The organism is Tenacibaculum bernardetii (assembly GCF_029125915.1).
GTDB lineage: Bacteria > Bacteroidota > Bacteroidia > Flavobacteriales > Flavobacteriaceae > Polaribacter > Polaribacter bernardetii.
The window spans coordinates 21,429-37,160 of the sequence record NZ_JAQJCU010000002.1; the positions used below are offsets into that span (position 1 = coordinate 21,429).

At 32.0% G+C, this 15,732-nt stretch carries 17 protein-coding genes; 6 read left to right on the forward strand and 11 right to left on the reverse strand.

The genetic code is table 11. The annotated features are described in order from the left end of the window. Positions 1-51: 51 nt before the first annotated feature. A complete protein-coding gene (bioB, locus tag P2G10_RS01780) occupies positions 52-1,152 on the forward strand; it encodes a biotin synthase BioB (RefSeq protein WP_218771619.1) in 1,101 nt (366 codons plus the stop codon). A gap of 83 nt (positions 1,153-1,235) precedes the next feature. On the opposite strand, the gene P2G10_RS01785 is transcribed toward bioB, so the two are convergent. Genes P2G10_RS01785 through panB form a run of 5 tightly spaced genes read right to left on the reverse strand, consistent with a single transcriptional unit; the run spans position 1,236 to position 4,255 of the window. Next, the gene (locus P2G10_RS01785; RefSeq protein ID WP_218771620.1) at positions 1,236-1,505 is read right to left on the reverse strand and encodes a TM2 domain-containing protein; all 270 of its coding nucleotides are present in this window, start codon (positions 1,503-1,505) and stop codon (positions 1,236-1,238) included. Between the two features lie 34 nt (positions 1,506-1,539). After that, positions 1,540-1,929, reverse strand: coding sequence for a VOC family protein (locus tag P2G10_RS01790; protein ID WP_218771621.1), 390 nt, complete (start codon positions 1,927-1,929; stop codon positions 1,540-1,542). Then, a complete protein-coding gene (locus P2G10_RS01795) occupies positions 1,929-2,387 on the reverse strand; it encodes a DUF1801 domain-containing protein (protein ID WP_275314975.1) in 459 nt (152 codons plus the stop codon). The genes P2G10_RS01790 and P2G10_RS01795 overlap by 1 nt, the downstream gene beginning before the upstream one ends. A 25-nt stretch (positions 2,388-2,412) precedes the next feature. Further along, complete coding sequence (locus P2G10_RS01800; protein ID WP_275314976.1) at positions 2,413-3,390, reverse strand: 2-hydroxyacid dehydrogenase; 978 nt, start codon at positions 3,388-3,390, stop codon at positions 2,413-2,415. 46 nt (positions 3,391-3,436) lie between these two features. Further along, entirely contained in the window at positions 3,437-4,255 is an 819-nt protein-coding gene (gene panB / locus P2G10_RS01805; protein WP_275314977.1) for a 3-methyl-2-oxobutanoate hydroxymethyltransferase, read from the reverse strand. A gap of 171 nt (positions 4,256-4,426) precedes the next feature. On the opposite strand from panB, the gene P2G10_RS01810 reads away from it, so the two are divergent. The 5 genes from P2G10_RS01810 to P2G10_RS01830 all read left to right on the forward strand — a co-directional run bounded on the left by P2G10_RS01810 (position 4,427) and on the right by P2G10_RS01830 (position 7,404). Continuing rightward, positions 4,427-4,900: a nuclear transport factor 2 family protein gene (locus P2G10_RS01810; protein ID WP_275314979.1), complete on the forward strand. Its 474-nt coding sequence runs from the start codon at positions 4,427-4,429 to the stop codon at positions 4,898-4,900. Position 4,901: 1 nt separating this feature from the next. Next, positions 4,902-5,825 (forward strand): TolB family protein, encoded by a 924-nt coding sequence (locus tag P2G10_RS01815; protein ID WP_275314980.1) that lies wholly within the window; start codon positions 4,902-4,904, stop codon positions 5,823-5,825. A 15-nt stretch (positions 5,826-5,840) separates the two neighbouring features. Then, positions 5,841-6,413 (forward strand): sigma-70 family RNA polymerase sigma factor, encoded by a 573-nt coding sequence (locus tag P2G10_RS01820; RefSeq protein WP_275314981.1) that lies wholly within the window; start codon positions 5,841-5,843, stop codon positions 6,411-6,413. 6 nt (positions 6,414-6,419) lie between these two features. Next, a complete protein-coding gene (locus P2G10_RS01825; protein ID WP_218771628.1) occupies positions 6,420-6,680 on the forward strand; it encodes a hypothetical protein in 261 nt (86 codons plus the stop codon). Positions 6,681-6,762: 82 nt separating this feature from the next. Then, complete coding sequence (locus tag P2G10_RS01830; RefSeq protein ID WP_275314982.1) at positions 6,763-7,404, forward strand: O-methyltransferase; 642 nt, start codon at positions 6,763-6,765, stop codon at positions 7,402-7,404. Between the two features lie 6 nt (positions 7,405-7,410). Here P2G10_RS01830 and P2G10_RS01835 read toward each other — a convergent pair whose 3' ends face one another. The 6 genes from P2G10_RS01835 to P2G10_RS01860 all read right to left on the reverse strand — a co-directional run bounded on the left by P2G10_RS01835 (position 7,411) and on the right by P2G10_RS01860 (position 15,672). Next, positions 7,411-7,689 (reverse strand): Sec-independent protein translocase subunit TatA/TatB, encoded by a 279-nt coding sequence (locus tag P2G10_RS01835; protein WP_218771630.1) that lies wholly within the window; start codon positions 7,687-7,689, stop codon positions 7,411-7,413. A 94-nt stretch (positions 7,690-7,783) separates the two neighbouring features. Further along, positions 7,784-8,077, reverse strand: a complete 294-nt coding sequence (locus P2G10_RS01840; protein ID WP_218771631.1) for a FoF1 ATP synthase subunit delta/epsilon — start codon at positions 8,075-8,077, stop codon at positions 7,784-7,786. Between the two features lie 39 nt (positions 8,078-8,116). Continuing rightward, positions 8,117-9,628 (reverse strand): F0F1 ATP synthase subunit beta, encoded by a 1,512-nt coding sequence (atpD, locus tag P2G10_RS01845; protein ID WP_218771632.1) that lies wholly within the window; start codon positions 9,626-9,628, stop codon positions 8,117-8,119. Between the two features lie 181 nt (positions 9,629-9,809). Continuing rightward, entirely contained in the window at positions 9,810-11,168 is a 1,359-nt protein-coding gene (locus P2G10_RS01850) for an OmpA family protein (protein WP_275314983.1), read from the reverse strand. Between the two features lie 119 nt (positions 11,169-11,287). Next, positions 11,288-12,481, reverse strand: a complete 1,194-nt coding sequence (gene kbl / locus P2G10_RS01855; RefSeq protein ID WP_218771634.1) for a glycine C-acetyltransferase — start codon at positions 12,479-12,481, stop codon at positions 11,288-11,290. A 65-nt stretch (positions 12,482-12,546) separates the two neighbouring features. Continuing rightward, on the reverse strand, positions 12,547-15,672 hold the full coding sequence (locus P2G10_RS01860) for a UvrD-helicase domain-containing protein (RefSeq protein ID WP_275314985.1): 3,126 nt from the start codon (positions 15,670-15,672) through the stop codon (positions 12,547-12,549). Positions 15,673-15,732: the final 60 nt, after the last annotated feature.

The window sequence follows — 15,732 nt, forward strand, 5'->3', positions numbered from 1 at the left end:
TAAAAAGCCAATTAGTTTTTTTATTTTTGACAACACAAACAACTTGAATTTATGAGTGAAGTAAGACATAATTGGACGAAAGAAGAAGTTCTTGAGATATATAACAAACCGATGATGGAGCTTTTATATGAAGCTGCAACGGTGCATAGAAAAAGTCATGATCCTAATGTGGTGCAGGTTTCTACACTGTTATCTATAAAAACTGGTGGCTGTTCTGAAGATTGTGGATACTGTCCGCAAGCGGCACGTTACCACACCAATGTTGACGGAAACGATTTAATGTCGGTTCAGCAAGTAAAAGCACAGGCTTTAAGAGCAAAATCGGGCGGAAGTTCTCGTGTTTGTATGGGAGCTGCTTGGAGAAACGTAAAAGACGGACCAGAATTTGACCAAGTTTTAGACATGGTAAGAACCATTAACAAGCTAGATATGGAGGTTTGTTGTACTTTAGGTATGGTTACCGAAAATCAGGCACAACGTTTGGCAGAAGCTGGTTTATATGCCTATAATCACAATTTAGATTCATCAGAAGAGTATTATAAGGAAGTAATTTCTACACGTGGTTACCAAGATCGTTTAGATACAATTAGTAATGTTCGTAAAACAAACGTAACGGTTTGTTCGGGTGGAATTATTGGAATGGGAGAAAACGCAGCAGATAGAGCAGGAATGTTAGTTGCTTTATCTACTTTAGATCCGCAACCAGAATCTACACCAATTAACGCATTAGTTGCTGTTGAAGGAACTCCGTTAGAAGATGAAAAGCCTGTAGAAATTTGGGATATGGTGCGTATGGTAGCTACTACACGTATTGTTTTACCAGAAACGCAAGTACGTTTATCAGCAGGAAGAACTCAAATGAGTAGAGAAGGACAAGCAATGTGTTTCTTTGCAGGAGCAAATTCTATTTTTGCAGGTGACAAGTTACTTACAACTCCGAATCCTGATGTAAATGAAGACATGAAAATGTTTGAAATGCTAGGAATGAATCCTCAAAAACCATTTACTAAAAAAGTACAACCACAATCGGTTGAAGCAAAAGATTCTAAATTTGAAAACTTAGGTGAAAAACCTAAATGGACAAGACCTGACCATAAAATTGAGCGTAATGAAGAAAAAAAGCAAGAAGCATTAGCTTTTAGAAAAAAATAATTACAATTTTCATTAAACATAAAAAGCGCCAATATTGGCGCTTTTTATTTTTTATAATCTAAATAAAGTGTTTCTTTTTTAGATTAAAACCAACCTTTTTGGTTTACTTGGTATGTTTGAATAAACTCTTCATCAGATTTTGTTAAATAGATAATTCCTTCTATAAAAGGCACTAAAGAAGCAAAACCACAAGTTACAAACGTTAATACAACTTGAATAATACCTTCTTTTGTATACCCTAAGATAAATTTATGAATACCTAATGATCCAATTACTATTGCTAGAATACCTGCTAAAATTCGTTTACTTTCTTGAGTTGGAACTGGTTTTCCATTTTCATCAATTACATTCATTTTTTTTGTTTTTAATAATTAGTTGATGCCGAATTTATAAAAAAGCTTCGTCTTTTGGCTCCCAAAGTTCAATTTTATTTCCGTCTAAATCTATAATCCAACCAAACTTACCATAATCATACTCTTCTATCTTGCCTAAAACCTGCACTCCTTTTGTTTTTAGCTCTTCTAATAATTCTACTAAATTTTCTACGCGATAGTTAAACATAAAATCTTTATCTGATGGCTGAAAATGTTTAGTGTCTTTTGTAAACGGACTCCATTGTGTAGATGCTTTTTTTCCTTCGTTATCTTTCCACCAAAAAGTACAACCCCAATCATCTGTATTAAAACCTAAGTTGTTTTTATACCAATCTTTGGTTTCTGATACGTTTTCGGTTTTAAAAAACACACCGCCTATTCCTAAAACTTTACCTTTTTTCATTATTTCTTTTTTATCGCTGATTCATAAATAGCAATCCATTCTTTAACGGTCATTTTTGTACAGAGTTCTTTGATTAAATCAAACGGTATTTCTTCTATTTTCTTGAATCGAATACAACTTTTACCCATATCTAATTTACGTTTACAATGCTTCGGATATTCAGCAACAAACCAATCGTATAATTCCTGTTTAGCATACAAACCCATATGATATAAATTGATTGAATTTTTCTGTGAAGCAATACTTATAAACGGCAGTGGTAATTTAGGGTCACAATGATAACCATCTGGATATAGAGCATGCGGTACATAATAGCCAATCATATTATAACTCATACCTTCTTCAAAACCTTGCGGAAGATTGTTTTTAATAGTATTTCGTAATTTTTCTAGAACTGCTTGTCGCTCTTCCGGAACTTGTGCAATATATTTTTCAGGTGAATTGGCTTCGTATTTCATGCTATCTGATTTTAAAAGCTACAAGTTAACAAAATTTTGATTTTATTTTATCTACAATTGTTTGTGCTAGTTTTTCTTTACTTTCAACTGTCCAACCTGCAACATGTGGAGAAAGCAATACATTTTCTGATTTTATTAAATATTTAAATGCTTCTGGCATTTCGTCTCTCGACTCCGCTCGAGATGACATATTAGCTATTACATTTTTTTGAAATAAATTTTCGAATGACTTTTTCTCGTATTCTAGAACATCTAAACCTGCACCTAAAATTTTACCAGATTTTAAAGCATCCACTAAATCGGCAGTAACTACCGATTTTCCTCTTGCCGTGTTTAAGAACCAAAAAGGATTCGAAAAAGTATTGATAAAATCAGCATTAACCATGTTCATCGTTAAAGCTGTTTGTGGAGTATGCAAACTCAAAACAGTTGTTTTTTCTTGCAATTCTTTTAATGAAACTTGGGTACAGTTTTCATCACAAACATTTGGCTTAATATCATAGCAAATTACATCTACATCAAAACCACGAAGTTTTTTTGCAAAAGACTTCCCCATATTACCATAACCAATTAAACCAACTGTTTCTCCGTCGAGTTCAATTCCGCGATTTTCTTCTCGCAACCATTTACCATTTCTAACTTCTTTATCTGCTTTATTCAACTTATTAAAAAGTGATAATAACATTCCCAAAGTATGCTCACCAACGGCATTTCTGTTTCCTTCGGGAGCCGAAATTAAATACACGCCTTTTTTCTCGGCATAGTCACAATCTATATTTTCTAAACCAGCACCTACTCTACCAATAAACTTAAGATTGGTTGCTTTATCTAAAAAAGTGGCATCAATAGAAAATCTACTTCGGATGATGATTCCGTCATAGCGATGAATTTTGGCTTCAATTTCTGATTTTGTAGACTTATAATCTTCTTCATTCGTAAAACCTGCATTATTTAATTGCTCTAATAACAAAGGGTGATTTGAATCTAAGTGAAGTATTTTCATTTTTTATCTGATAAAAAAAAGCCTTCTTTTCAGAAGACTTTTCAGCTTAATATTGTTCTTTTTCACTAGGAAAATCTTGCGATTTCACATCGGCTATATAATTTTGAAAAGCGCCTGTCATTTCTGAGTATAAATCTAAATATCTACGTAAAAAACGCGGATTAAATTCATGTGTCATTCCAATCATATCATGAGTAACTAATACTTGTCCGTCTACGCCTGCTCCGGCTCCAATACCAATAACAGGTATTGTAAGCGCATCCGCTACTTTTTTAGCCAAACCAGCTGGCACTTTCTCTAAAACAAGCGCAAAGCACCCTATTCTTTCTAACATTAAAGCATCTTTTATTAATTGTTCTGCTTCTTCCTCTTCTTTTGCTCTTACTGTATAGGTTCCGAATTTATAGATAGATTGAGGTGTCAATCCTAAATGTCCCATTACCGGAATACCCGCATTTAAAATACGTTTGATAGAATCTTTTACCTCTTTACCACCTTCTAATTTTATTGAATGCCCTCCCGACTCTTTCATGATTCTAATGGCAGAACGCAATGCTTCTTTAGGATCTGATTGGTAACTACCAAAAGGTAAATCTACCACCACTAAACAACGCTCAATAGCTCTTACCACAGAACTTGCATGATAAATCATTTGATCTAAAGTGATAGGCAAGGTTGTTTCATGTCCCGCCATTACGTTTGATGCCGAATCACCTACCAAAATAACGTCAATTCCCGCTCCGTCTACAATTTTTGCCATCGTATAATCATAAGCAGTTAGCATAGAGATTTTTTCTCCGTTTGCTTTCATATCCACTAAAGACTTCGTTGTTACTCTTTTATATTGTTTTTTAGCTACTGACATTGTTTTAAATTTTCTTGATTGTAAAAATACGCAATTATTCGCTTGAATTATCTCTTAAATTTAAGTTCCTAAGAGATTAGATAATATTTACAGAAGTCGTTAATCTTCTGTTAATTATATTATAACTGAGTTCGTTTTTAATAATTTCACTTTTTTAAAAGCCAAACTATCATGCCTAAGATAATTACACTATTTATTATTTTTATTCTTACTACCGTTGTTAACGCCCAAAACACCACAGAAAACATCGCTATAAAAAAGACTATTGAAACTTTTTTTGACGGACTTCATAAGGGTGATAGTACTTTAGTTAGTTCAACCTTACATTCAACAATTAAAATACAGACTACTTTTACGGATAAAGAGGAAAATAAAAAATTAGTAACCGATAGTAGAGAAAAATTACTGACAGGAATTGCGAATAAAAAAAGTGAACATACTTATTTAGAAAAAATTCTTTCTTGGCAAATTCATATTGATGGTAATTTAGCTTCTGTTTGGATTCCTTATGAATTTTATTTAAATGATAAATTTAGCCATTGTGGCGCAAACTCTTTTCAATTATTCAATGATAACGGAAAATGGAAGATAATTTACTTGGTAGATATGAGACGAAAAACCGACTGCAAATCTTTAAAAAAATAAAATGAAAAAAATATTAATTATCTTTCTATTACTTTTTCAAAACATCAATGCTCAAGAAGCTAAAATGTTCTTACCTAAATTATTTAACGGATTACCTAATGTTAGGGATTTTTCTCTAAATAATACTGGTGATGAATTTTATTTTACTGTAGAAAGCTATACGAAAGAATACTCATTTATAGCATTTTCAAAAAAAATAAATCATTTGTGGACTGAACCTGAAACGGTAGCTTTTTCAGGGAAATATAAAGATTTAGAACCTTTTTTATCACCAGATGGATTAAGATTATTTTTTGCTTCCAACAGAAAAAATAATACTTCAAATGAAATTAAAAAAGATATTGATATTTGGTATGTTGTAAGGAAATCAATAACTGATGACTGGTCTAAACCTATAAACGTTGGCGAAGTAATTAATACTGTAGCGGATGAATTTTATCCGTCGGTTACAAATAATGGTGATTTGTTTTTTACTGCTTCTTACGCTAGCTCAAAAGGAAAAGAAGACATTTATGTAAGTAGGTTTATTGATAATAAATATACAACACCTGTTTCATTAAGTACTAATGTAAATTCAGAAAAATATGAATTCAATGCTTTTGTAGCTCCAGATGAAAGCTATATTATATTTACATCGTACGGAAGAAAAGACGATTTAGGTCAAGGCGATTTATACATCAGTAGAAAAGATAATAATAACAATTGGTTGCCTGCAAAACATTTAGGAAAAGAAATTAATAGTAAAAAATTAGATTACTGTCCGTTTGTTGACTCAAACACTAATATGCTATACTACACTACAAATAAAAGTACTATCCCAAAAAGCTTTAAATCAAGTAAAACGATGAAAGAAACCATTAATTTTATAAATAGTAACGCTAATGGATTAAGCAGAATATATGAAGTTTCATTAAATAAAAAATAACTTATATTTGGGGCAATGAACCAAACAAACAAATCCAACACTTTATCTCCAAATAACTGGGTAGATGCTTATGCTGATTATTTATTTAATTATGCTGTTGCACGTGTAAATGACTCTAATATCGCTAAAGATTTAGTTCAAGAAACTTTTTTTGCTGGACTTAAATCTGCTAAAAATTTTAAAGGTAAAGCTAGTGAAAGAACTTGGTTGGTTTCTATATTAAAAAGAAAAGTGATAGATCATTATCGAAAAATAAATTCTAAAAAAGGACAAGCTGAAGTTAGGATGAATTTTTATGAAAATGGTGAAAATGAAGGAGATTGGATTGAAGAACGTGTACCACAATCTTGGGATAATGAGATTGATAAAAGTATTGAAAACGTTGAATTGAAATCTCAATTAGATAGCTGTATAGATAAATTACCGGAAAAATATGCTATGGTTTTCAGAATGAAAACCATACAAGAATTTGAGACTGAGGAAATTTGTAAGGAACTAAATATCACTCCGTCAAATTTATGGGTAATCATCCACAGAGCAAGAACGCAGTTAAGGAGCTGTATGGAAACAAATTGGTTTAACAAGTAAGAGGTAATGTTTAAAAAATTTAAATTAACATGTAATGAAGCAACTACAATTTGTGATAAAGCACAATATGGAGAAGCATCATTTTATGAAAAAATACAGCTTAATTGGCACCTAATAGTTTGTAAAATATGCAAAACATATACTACGCAAAATAGTAAAATGTCAGATCTTTTTAAAATGAAAGCTGCTAATTGTAAAAGTGAAACAAAGTGTTTATCAAACCAAGATAAAGACATACTTAAAGAAAAATTACGTCAGTTAAATTGATACAATTGTTTTTAAGATTGAAACGGAATTTATTTTATAATGAGTTCCGTTTTTTTATACCTTTGAACCAAAAAATAAAAGCATGCATTTTCTTCCTGAAAAAATTGATACTTATGTTGTTAATCACTCACAGCAAGAGCCAAAAATATTACAAGAATTAACTAAAGAAACTTGGCAAAAAGTATTAAACCCTAGAATGTTAAGCGGTGCTTTTCAAGGAAGAGTATTATCGATGATTTCAAAATTAATTAACCCGAAGTCTATTTTAGAAATTGGTACTTACACGGGCTATTCTGCACTGTCTTTAGCTGAAGGTTTAGCAAAAAATGGAAATCTTTATACTATTGATAAGAATGAAGAATTAGAAGAGCTACAAACTACTTATTTTCAAAAATCAGATTACAAAAATCAGATCCATCAATATATTGGAAATGCAATTGATATTATCCCGACTTTAGACACTAAATTCGATTTGGTTTTTATTGACGCTGATAAATCAAATTATTTAAATTATTTCGATTTAATTATTGAGAAAATGAATAGCGGTGGTGTTATTTTATCTGACAATGTACTTTGGAGTGGAAAGGTAGTTGAAGAAGTAAATCCGAAAGATATTGACACTAAAATTCTTTTAGAATATAATAAGAAGCTTAATGAAGATAGCCGCTTAGAAACTGTTTTATTGCCGATAAGAGATGGCTTAACAATAAGTAGAGTTAAATAATTTTTACTACCTACGCTTTATAGGTCCCGTAAAATCATCAATATTGTCTTTAACTTTATTAACTTCTTTATTAATATCTTTTACGAAGTCGGTATCTATACCTTGATTTTTGGCACTGTTGTTTATTTCCTTTTTTATATCATTTGTAGCGTCTTTAACTTGACGTATACCTTTTCCTAATCCTCTAGCTATTTCTGGAATTTTATCTGCTCCGAATAACATAACGACTAATAACAAGATTACAAAAATCTCTGGACCTCCTATAAATAAAAATACTGTATTCATTAGTACAAAGGTAATTAAAATAGATAGTAAAATTCTTTATAAAACAAAAAAAGCCAAACTTTACGTTTGGCTTTTTTTTATGATGTTTAAGTAATTAATCTGCTAGGATAATTACTTTATTATCTTTCATCTCTAAAGTTCCAGATTTGATAGCTAAAGTTAACACTTTATCATCTTCTGGTAAACTTACTATACTGCCATGTAAATCATCAAAAACTAAGTGATTTTGCGTATGTACGTGTACTTTTACGGTTCCTTTATTTAAAATAGACACAACTGGTGCGTGATTATTTAACATCTGAAATTCACCGTCAATACCCGGTACAGTAACAGAATCTACTTCTGATGAAAACAAGATAGCTTCTGGAGTTACAATTTCTAAAAACATAATTTCAATAGAATTAATTATTGTTAATTGTTACTTGAATTATGCTTCAGCTAACATTTTCTCTCCCGCATCAATTGCTTCTTGAATTGATCCTTTTAAGTTAAACGCTGCTTCAGGATATTTATCTAATTCTCCATCCATAATCATGTTAAACCCTTTAATAGTATCTTTAATGTCTACTAAACATCCTGGAATACCTGTAAACTGTTCAGCTACGTGGAAAGGCTGAGATAAGAAACGTTGTACACGACGTGCTCTGTGAACTACTAATTTATCTTCTTCAGACAATTCTTCCATACCTAAAATCGCAATAATATCTTGCAATTCTTTATATCGTTGTAAAATTTCTTTTACGTTTGTTGCTGTATCATAATGCTCAGCTCCTAAAACTTCAGCAGATAAAATTCTTGAAGTAGAATCTAATGGATCTACTGCAGGATAAATACCTAATTCTGCAATTTTACGAGATAATACTGTCGTTGCATCTAAGTGAGCAAACGTTGTTGCTGGTGCTGGATCTGTTAAATCATCTGCAGGCACATAAACTGCTTGTACAGATGTAATAGAACCTTTCTTAGTAGAAGTAATACGTTCTTGCATTGCTCCCATTTCTGTAGCTAATGTTGGTTGGTATCCTACTGCTGATGGCATACGACCTAATAATGCCGATACCTCAGAACCTGCTTGTGTAAAACGGAAGATATTATCTACGAAGAAAAGAACGTCCTTTCCTTGTGCTTCTCCTGCTCCATCACGGAAATATTCTGCAATTGTTAAACCAGATAAAGCAACACGTGCACGTGCTCCAGGCGGCTCATTCATTTGTCCGAATACGAAAGTAGCTTTAGAGTCTCTCATTCCTGGCTTATCTACTTTAGATAAATCCCATCCTCCTTCTTCCATAGAGTGCATAAAGTCATCACCATACTTGATAATTCCTGACTCTAACATCTCTCTTAGTAAATCGTTTCCTTCACGAGTTCTTTCGCCTACACCAGCGAATACAGATAAACCTCCGTGCCCTTTTGCGATGTTGTTAATTAACTCCTGAATTAATACGGTTTTACCTACTCCTGCTCCACCAAATAATCCAATTTTACCTCCTTTTGCATACGGTTCAATTAAATCAATTACCTTAATACCTGTAAACAACACTTCTGTTGACACTGATAAGTCTTCAAATTTTGGTGCTTGACGGTGAATTGATAATCCTGCATCACCAGTTTTAGGTAAATTACCTAATCCGTCAATAGCTTCACCTGTTACGTTAAACAAACGACCATAAATATCGCTTCCTATAGGCATTTGAATTGGGCTTCCTGTAGCGATCACCTCTGTACCTCTACTTAAACCATCTGTCGCATCCATCGAAATGGTACGAACTGTATCTTCACCTATATGTTGTTGAACCTCTAATACTAAAATTGAACCATCAGCTTTTTTAATTTCTAATGAATCGTAAATTTTTGGTAATTCAGCATTTTCTGTATTAAACTCAACATCGATAACTGGACCAATAATTTGAGAAACTTTACCTGTTATTGTAGACATTACTATATGTAATTAAAGTTATTTAATTTGCTATGTAAGCTTTAGCTCATTTTTCAAAGTGCAAAGGTAATTTTTTTAGTGGAATTTAAAAAACGTTTCACGCTATTTTTACTAAAAATATTGAACAAAAAAAATGCCTCACATTTGTGAGGCATTTTATAAAACTTACGTTTTAACTAAATTATTTTGTTAATTTAATTTCAACACGTCTGTTTTGAGCTCTTCCAGCTCTTGTTTTGTTATCAGCGATTGGATAGTCCTCACCAAATCCAGCAGACACTAATCTATCAGCAGAAATACCAGCTTTCACAACTAAATAATCTAAAACAGCCTTAGCTCTTCTTTCTGATAATTTTTTGTTACTAGCAGCTCTACCTTGACTATCTGTGTGACCTTGAATACTAAATTTAGCTTTAGAATATTCTTTCATGATCGCAGCAATTAAATCTAATTTACCAGAAACTCCAGCTCTAAAAGATGTTTTTCCTGAGTTAAAGTAAATAGCTCTTGCGAAATCATTTAATTTCTTTTCAGCTTCCTTAGTAATTAATACTTCTGGACATCCGTTGTTAGAAGCAACACCTGCTACATTAGGACATTTATCGTCTTTATCTAAAACGCTATCACCATCAGTATCTGGCCAAGGACAACCTGCGTTTGCTGCAGGACCTGCTACTGCAGGACACTTATCTTTACCATCAACTACACCGTCACCATCAGTATCAGGACATCCGTTGTTAGCTTTAGTTCCTTTTTCTGTAGGACAAGCATCGTCTTTATCAGCAATACCATCACCATCAGTATCAGGACATCCGTTTAAAGCTGCTAAACCAGCAACTTCTGGACATGCATCATCTGCATCCTTAATTCCGTCATTATCAGTATCAGGACATCCGTTAAATTCTTTTAATCCTGCAACCTCTGGACAAGCATCATCTTTATCGAAAACACCATCACCATCAGTATCAGTACCACCAAATTTAAACACTAAACCAACTGAATGCTGGAAGTGATCTTGTACTTTATCACTAAATTCTTTTTTACCACCAGTTTGAAAGTTTAAACCTAAGTTATCGTTGAACCAAGTATTGAAACCAAAACCTGCATTTAACATACCTTCACCTTGATCAGCTAAAGAAGTGTAACCACCCCCTAAATATACATAAGGATCAAACCAAGAAGTTTCACCTACTAAGTTATTTAAGTCATACTTTACGTTAGCATCAATAGCCCAATAAAGTTCGTCTGAATCATTTTCTCTTAAAACCGTTTCAATCTTATTTATAGATCCTGCTAATTCTAAAGTAAAACCATCGTTTAAATACTTTCCTACAGAAATTCTAGAGATAGAAGGAAGAACATTCCAGTCACCAGTACCTACGTAATCTTTTGCATAATCTGAAAATTCAGTTGGAATTCTAACGTCTACAGCGTTAACTCCAAATCCTACAGCCCATGGGTTGTCAGAATCTTGTGCGTTTACCGTCCCTAAAGTAGCGAACGTAAACAAAGCTATCACAGCTAATTTGATTTGTTTCATTATAAAAAATTTAAATTAAAAGTTCGTTTATATATTTAGCAAATGTAAGTTGTTAAAACTTATTTACAAAAGCAAATCTACAAAAACTTACAATAAGTGCAAGATTTCGTTTAAGATATTTAAATCACTCCCAGCTCTTTCCCTACTTTTATAAAAGCTTTTATAGCTTTATCTAGGTGTTCTTTTTCATGTGCTGCGGACAATTGCACGCGTATTCTTGCTTTTTCCTTCGGCACAACCGGAAAGAAAAAACCTATCACATAAATACCCTCTTCTAATAATTTATTTGCCATATTCTGAGAAAGTTTTGCATCGTATAACATCACTGGAACAATTGCCGCGTCTGCTCCAACCAAATCAAAACCTGCTTTCTCCATTTCTGTTCTAAAGTAATTGGTATTCCACTCTAACTTATCTCTTAAAGAAGTATCGTTTGATATTAGATCAAAAACTTTTAATGCACCTCCTACTAAAGATGGCGCTAATGAGTTTGAGAATAAATACGGACGTGAACGCTGACGTAATATTTCTATAATTTCTTTTTTTCCTGTTGTGTAACCTCCCATTGCACCACCAAGTGCTTTTCCTAAAGTACCGGTTACAATATCAACACGATCCATTACATTTTTAAGTTCAACAGTACCACGACCTGTTTTACCGATAAAACCTGTAGCATGACATTCATCGACCATTACCATTGCATCGTATTTATCAGCTAAATCACAAATTTCATCAAGCTTTGCTACAATTCCATCCATAGAGAAAACTCCGTCAGTAACAATAATCTTAAAACGGTGTTCTTGTTTATTTGCTTCAATCAACTGCGCTTCTAAAGAACTCATATCATTATTATCATAACGATAACGAGCTGCTTTACACAAACGAACTCCGTCTATAATAGAGGCGTGGTTTAAACTATCTGAAATAATAGCATCTTCTTTTGTTAACAACGGTTCGAAAACTCCACCATTTGCATCAAAAGCAGCAGCATACAATATAGTGTCTTCTGTTGTATAAAATTCTGCAATTTTTGCTTCAAGCTCCTTATGAATATCTTGTGTTCCACAAATAAAACGAACAGATGACATTCCGAAACCATGCGTATCCATAGTGTCTTTTGCTGCTTGAATTACTTCTGGGTTATTTGACAATCCTAAATAATTATTTGCACAAAAATTAATTACCTCCTCGCCTGTTGCTATTTTTATAGCAGCATCTTGAGAAGATGTAATAATACGTTCTGATTTATACAATCCGGCGTCTTTAATCTCTTGAATTTCTTGTTGTAGTTGTTCTTTTATTTTTCCGTACATAATTTATATTTTATTTACATCTACAATCGATGTGGTATTTATATTTAAAAGGTCAAAGTTAATTGTTAAACTTCTTCAACCAAAATTTCTTCATTAATATATATAAGTAGTTTTTTATCAACCTTAAAATTCATCGATTTTAACACACGTTCGTATCGTAATAATTGCTGATGATAACTCTTGGATGGTTTTCCTGTTTTATAATCGATAATAGTTACTGCATTATTCGTATCAAGCACCAATCGATCGGGAATTAAAATCTGATTATCAACATCAACAATTTCACGCTCATTATATATAGTTACTTCTTTTGAATAATAATGCTGCAAATCTGAATGATTTACTATTTTATTAATATCTGTTTTAATCGTTTTTGCTTGTTCTTTATCTATTACACCTTGTTGCTCGTATTGATTCACTATTTTTTCTACATCGCGCTGGGTTGTAATTTTCGCCATCATTTCGTGAATCAAGTTTCCAAACTCAATTGCTTTTCCTTGCTCGGTATTCCACAGTTTTGAAGCACTTGCCAACATATGAATATTGTGCTCTTGCCAAGGCGTAGATATAAATTCTTCCTGAATCGCTGCTAAAGAAGTGATTTCTTTACGCTCACTTATTCTTGTTAAATTTCCAAAAGAGTATTCTAACTGATCATTATTCCATAGATTTTTTTCTTTTAGATAATTAATAAATATTCCTGAATAAAAATTAACATTCTCTTCTCCTTTAGCCGTAAGTTTATATTCGGTAATTATATGTAACTGCTCTACCGAACGCGTTAAAGCTACATACAGAAGATTAAAATTATCTAATTCTAATTCTTCTCTTTGTTGATCGTATATTTCTAAACTTCGATCATTTATAGCTTTTAAATCTTTATTAAACGGCACTAATAATTCCTTAAAATTTTCAAAGTCGGCTGGTAAATCATCTAACCAAATTTTCGGATTTATTTGTCGATAAATTTCTAAATCGTACGGAAAAATAACCACCGGAAATTCTAGTCCTTTCGATTTATGAATCGTCATAACCTGAACAGCGTTTCCACTTTCGGGAGCCACAATGCTTAAATTTACTTTTTTATCTTCCCAAAAATCTAAAAACTCCTGAATACTCGTTCCTTTTCTCTGCTGTTCTAAAACCACATCTAAAAAGAATTGCACATAGGCATCTGAAGAGTTTATCAATTTAAAACTTCGGATGATTTCCTCTACTTTTTCATAAAACGGTAATTGATGAAAATCGGCTAACTCAAAAGACACTTGATAACTTAATAACTCTTTAAAAATTGCATCATTCGGCTGATGAATCATTGCTGATATAAAAGCATGTTTTTCCGTTTTCAGCTCTAAATGATCGTGTAAGAAATACAAAACCTCTAACAATGCTTCTTTATCATTCGGATGTTGAATTACTTGTAAAACAGCAACAATAAAATTTACTTTCGAGCTATTTTGCAACAACAATGTTTCTGATGAAATAATGTTAATTCCGTTTTCAGATAAATAATTTGCCACTGCAATTCCGTCTTTTTTCTTACGGACTAATACACAAATTTCATTTAAAGAAAAATCGGCTTCTAAACTTTTAATGGTTTCTAATATTTTCTTCGGATATTTTAAAACCTCATCCTCTTTTTCTTCTTCCTTATCTAAAAAAGACAACGAAACGTATCCGCCTTTTTTTGCCGTTGTTAACTGCTTATTTCCTTCAATAAATAATTGTTTGTAATTTTCATTTTGAAGAAAATTTGACGTGTGCTGAAAAAATTGATTATTAAAATCAATTACCTCTGTATAACTTCTATAATTAGTCTCTAGTGTTTTTATTTCTTTCGGAACATGAAACGGATTCTCAACATCCGATCCTAAAGAAATAAACTGCTCTGCTTTACCGCCACGCCAGCGATAAATAGCTTGTTTACCATCACCTACCAACAATAAATTACTTTTTTCTTGTGCTAATGCATTGTCGATTAACGGAATTATATTTTGCCATTGTAACACTGATGTATCTTGCATTTCATCAATAAAATAATGCATAAACCGTTGCCCAATTCTTTCATAGATAAACGGCGCTGGTTGATCTTTAATATTGTCAGAAATTAATTGATTAAACTCAGCATTTAATCGAATATTATTTTCTTCTTTTATATGTGTTAACTCTAAATTAATATGATTTAAAACAGCTAACGGAATGATACTTTTTAATGCCAATTTGTTCATTAAAAATTGCTGATACAATTCCTCTGATTGACTGTATAAATTCAACAATTCAGGCAAAATGCTTTCAATGGCATTTTTTATATCGTCTGATTTTGACTTTGCATAAAAATTATTTTCTTCGATACGTTCGCGAAGCTTTGAATCTTCGAAAAACTTTGCTTTCTCTGGATTTTGAGACAACGCCAAAAAATGATTCGGCAACATAGAGCGATAAAAATCTTTATGATTTATTTGTGCCGTTTCTATAACCGCTATTCCCTGACTCCCAATTTCTATAAATCGCTTTTTTATCTCTTTTTGATATTTAGAAAGTTTAGTTTTGAAATTCGTAAAATCAGCTAGCTTTTTATCCGCCAGTTTTCTAAAATGCTTCGTATCGTCTTCATTTAATAAAATTCTAGAAAACTCATTAAGCTCCAACGAAATATCCCACGATTTATCATCATCTGCTTTATCTAGGGAGAAATCAATTAATAATTTCGTTAAATCTTTATCTGTTCCAATTTTAGAAATCAATATATCAACAGCTTCATTTAATAAAGAAACAGCATCCATTTCAACCTCAAAATTTAGCGACAATCCTAAATCGTACGCAAAACTTTTAATTATTTTATGGGTAAAACTATCAATCGTAGTAATTGAAAAAGCGGAGTAGTTTTGTAAAACAGCATCTAATATTTTTTTACTTCTACTTATAACAGTTTGTTTATCAATTTTAATTTCATTGATAATAATTTCAAACAAATCGTTTTCTTTTCCTTCAGAGAATTCTTGCAAATTTTCTAACACACGCTCTTTCATTTCACCAGCTGCTTTGTTGGTAAATGTAATCGCTAATATTTTCTGAAAAGTAAAAATATCATCAGAACTCAATAAAACTTTTAGATATTCTTTTACAAGTGTAAACGTTTTTCCGCTACCAGCAGAAGCATTGTACACTTCAAAATTAGAAGAATTTTGCACAGGTTATTTTTTTATGCAAAGTAACCTATTTAAAGAAAATAAGAAAGCAGAGAACAGAAA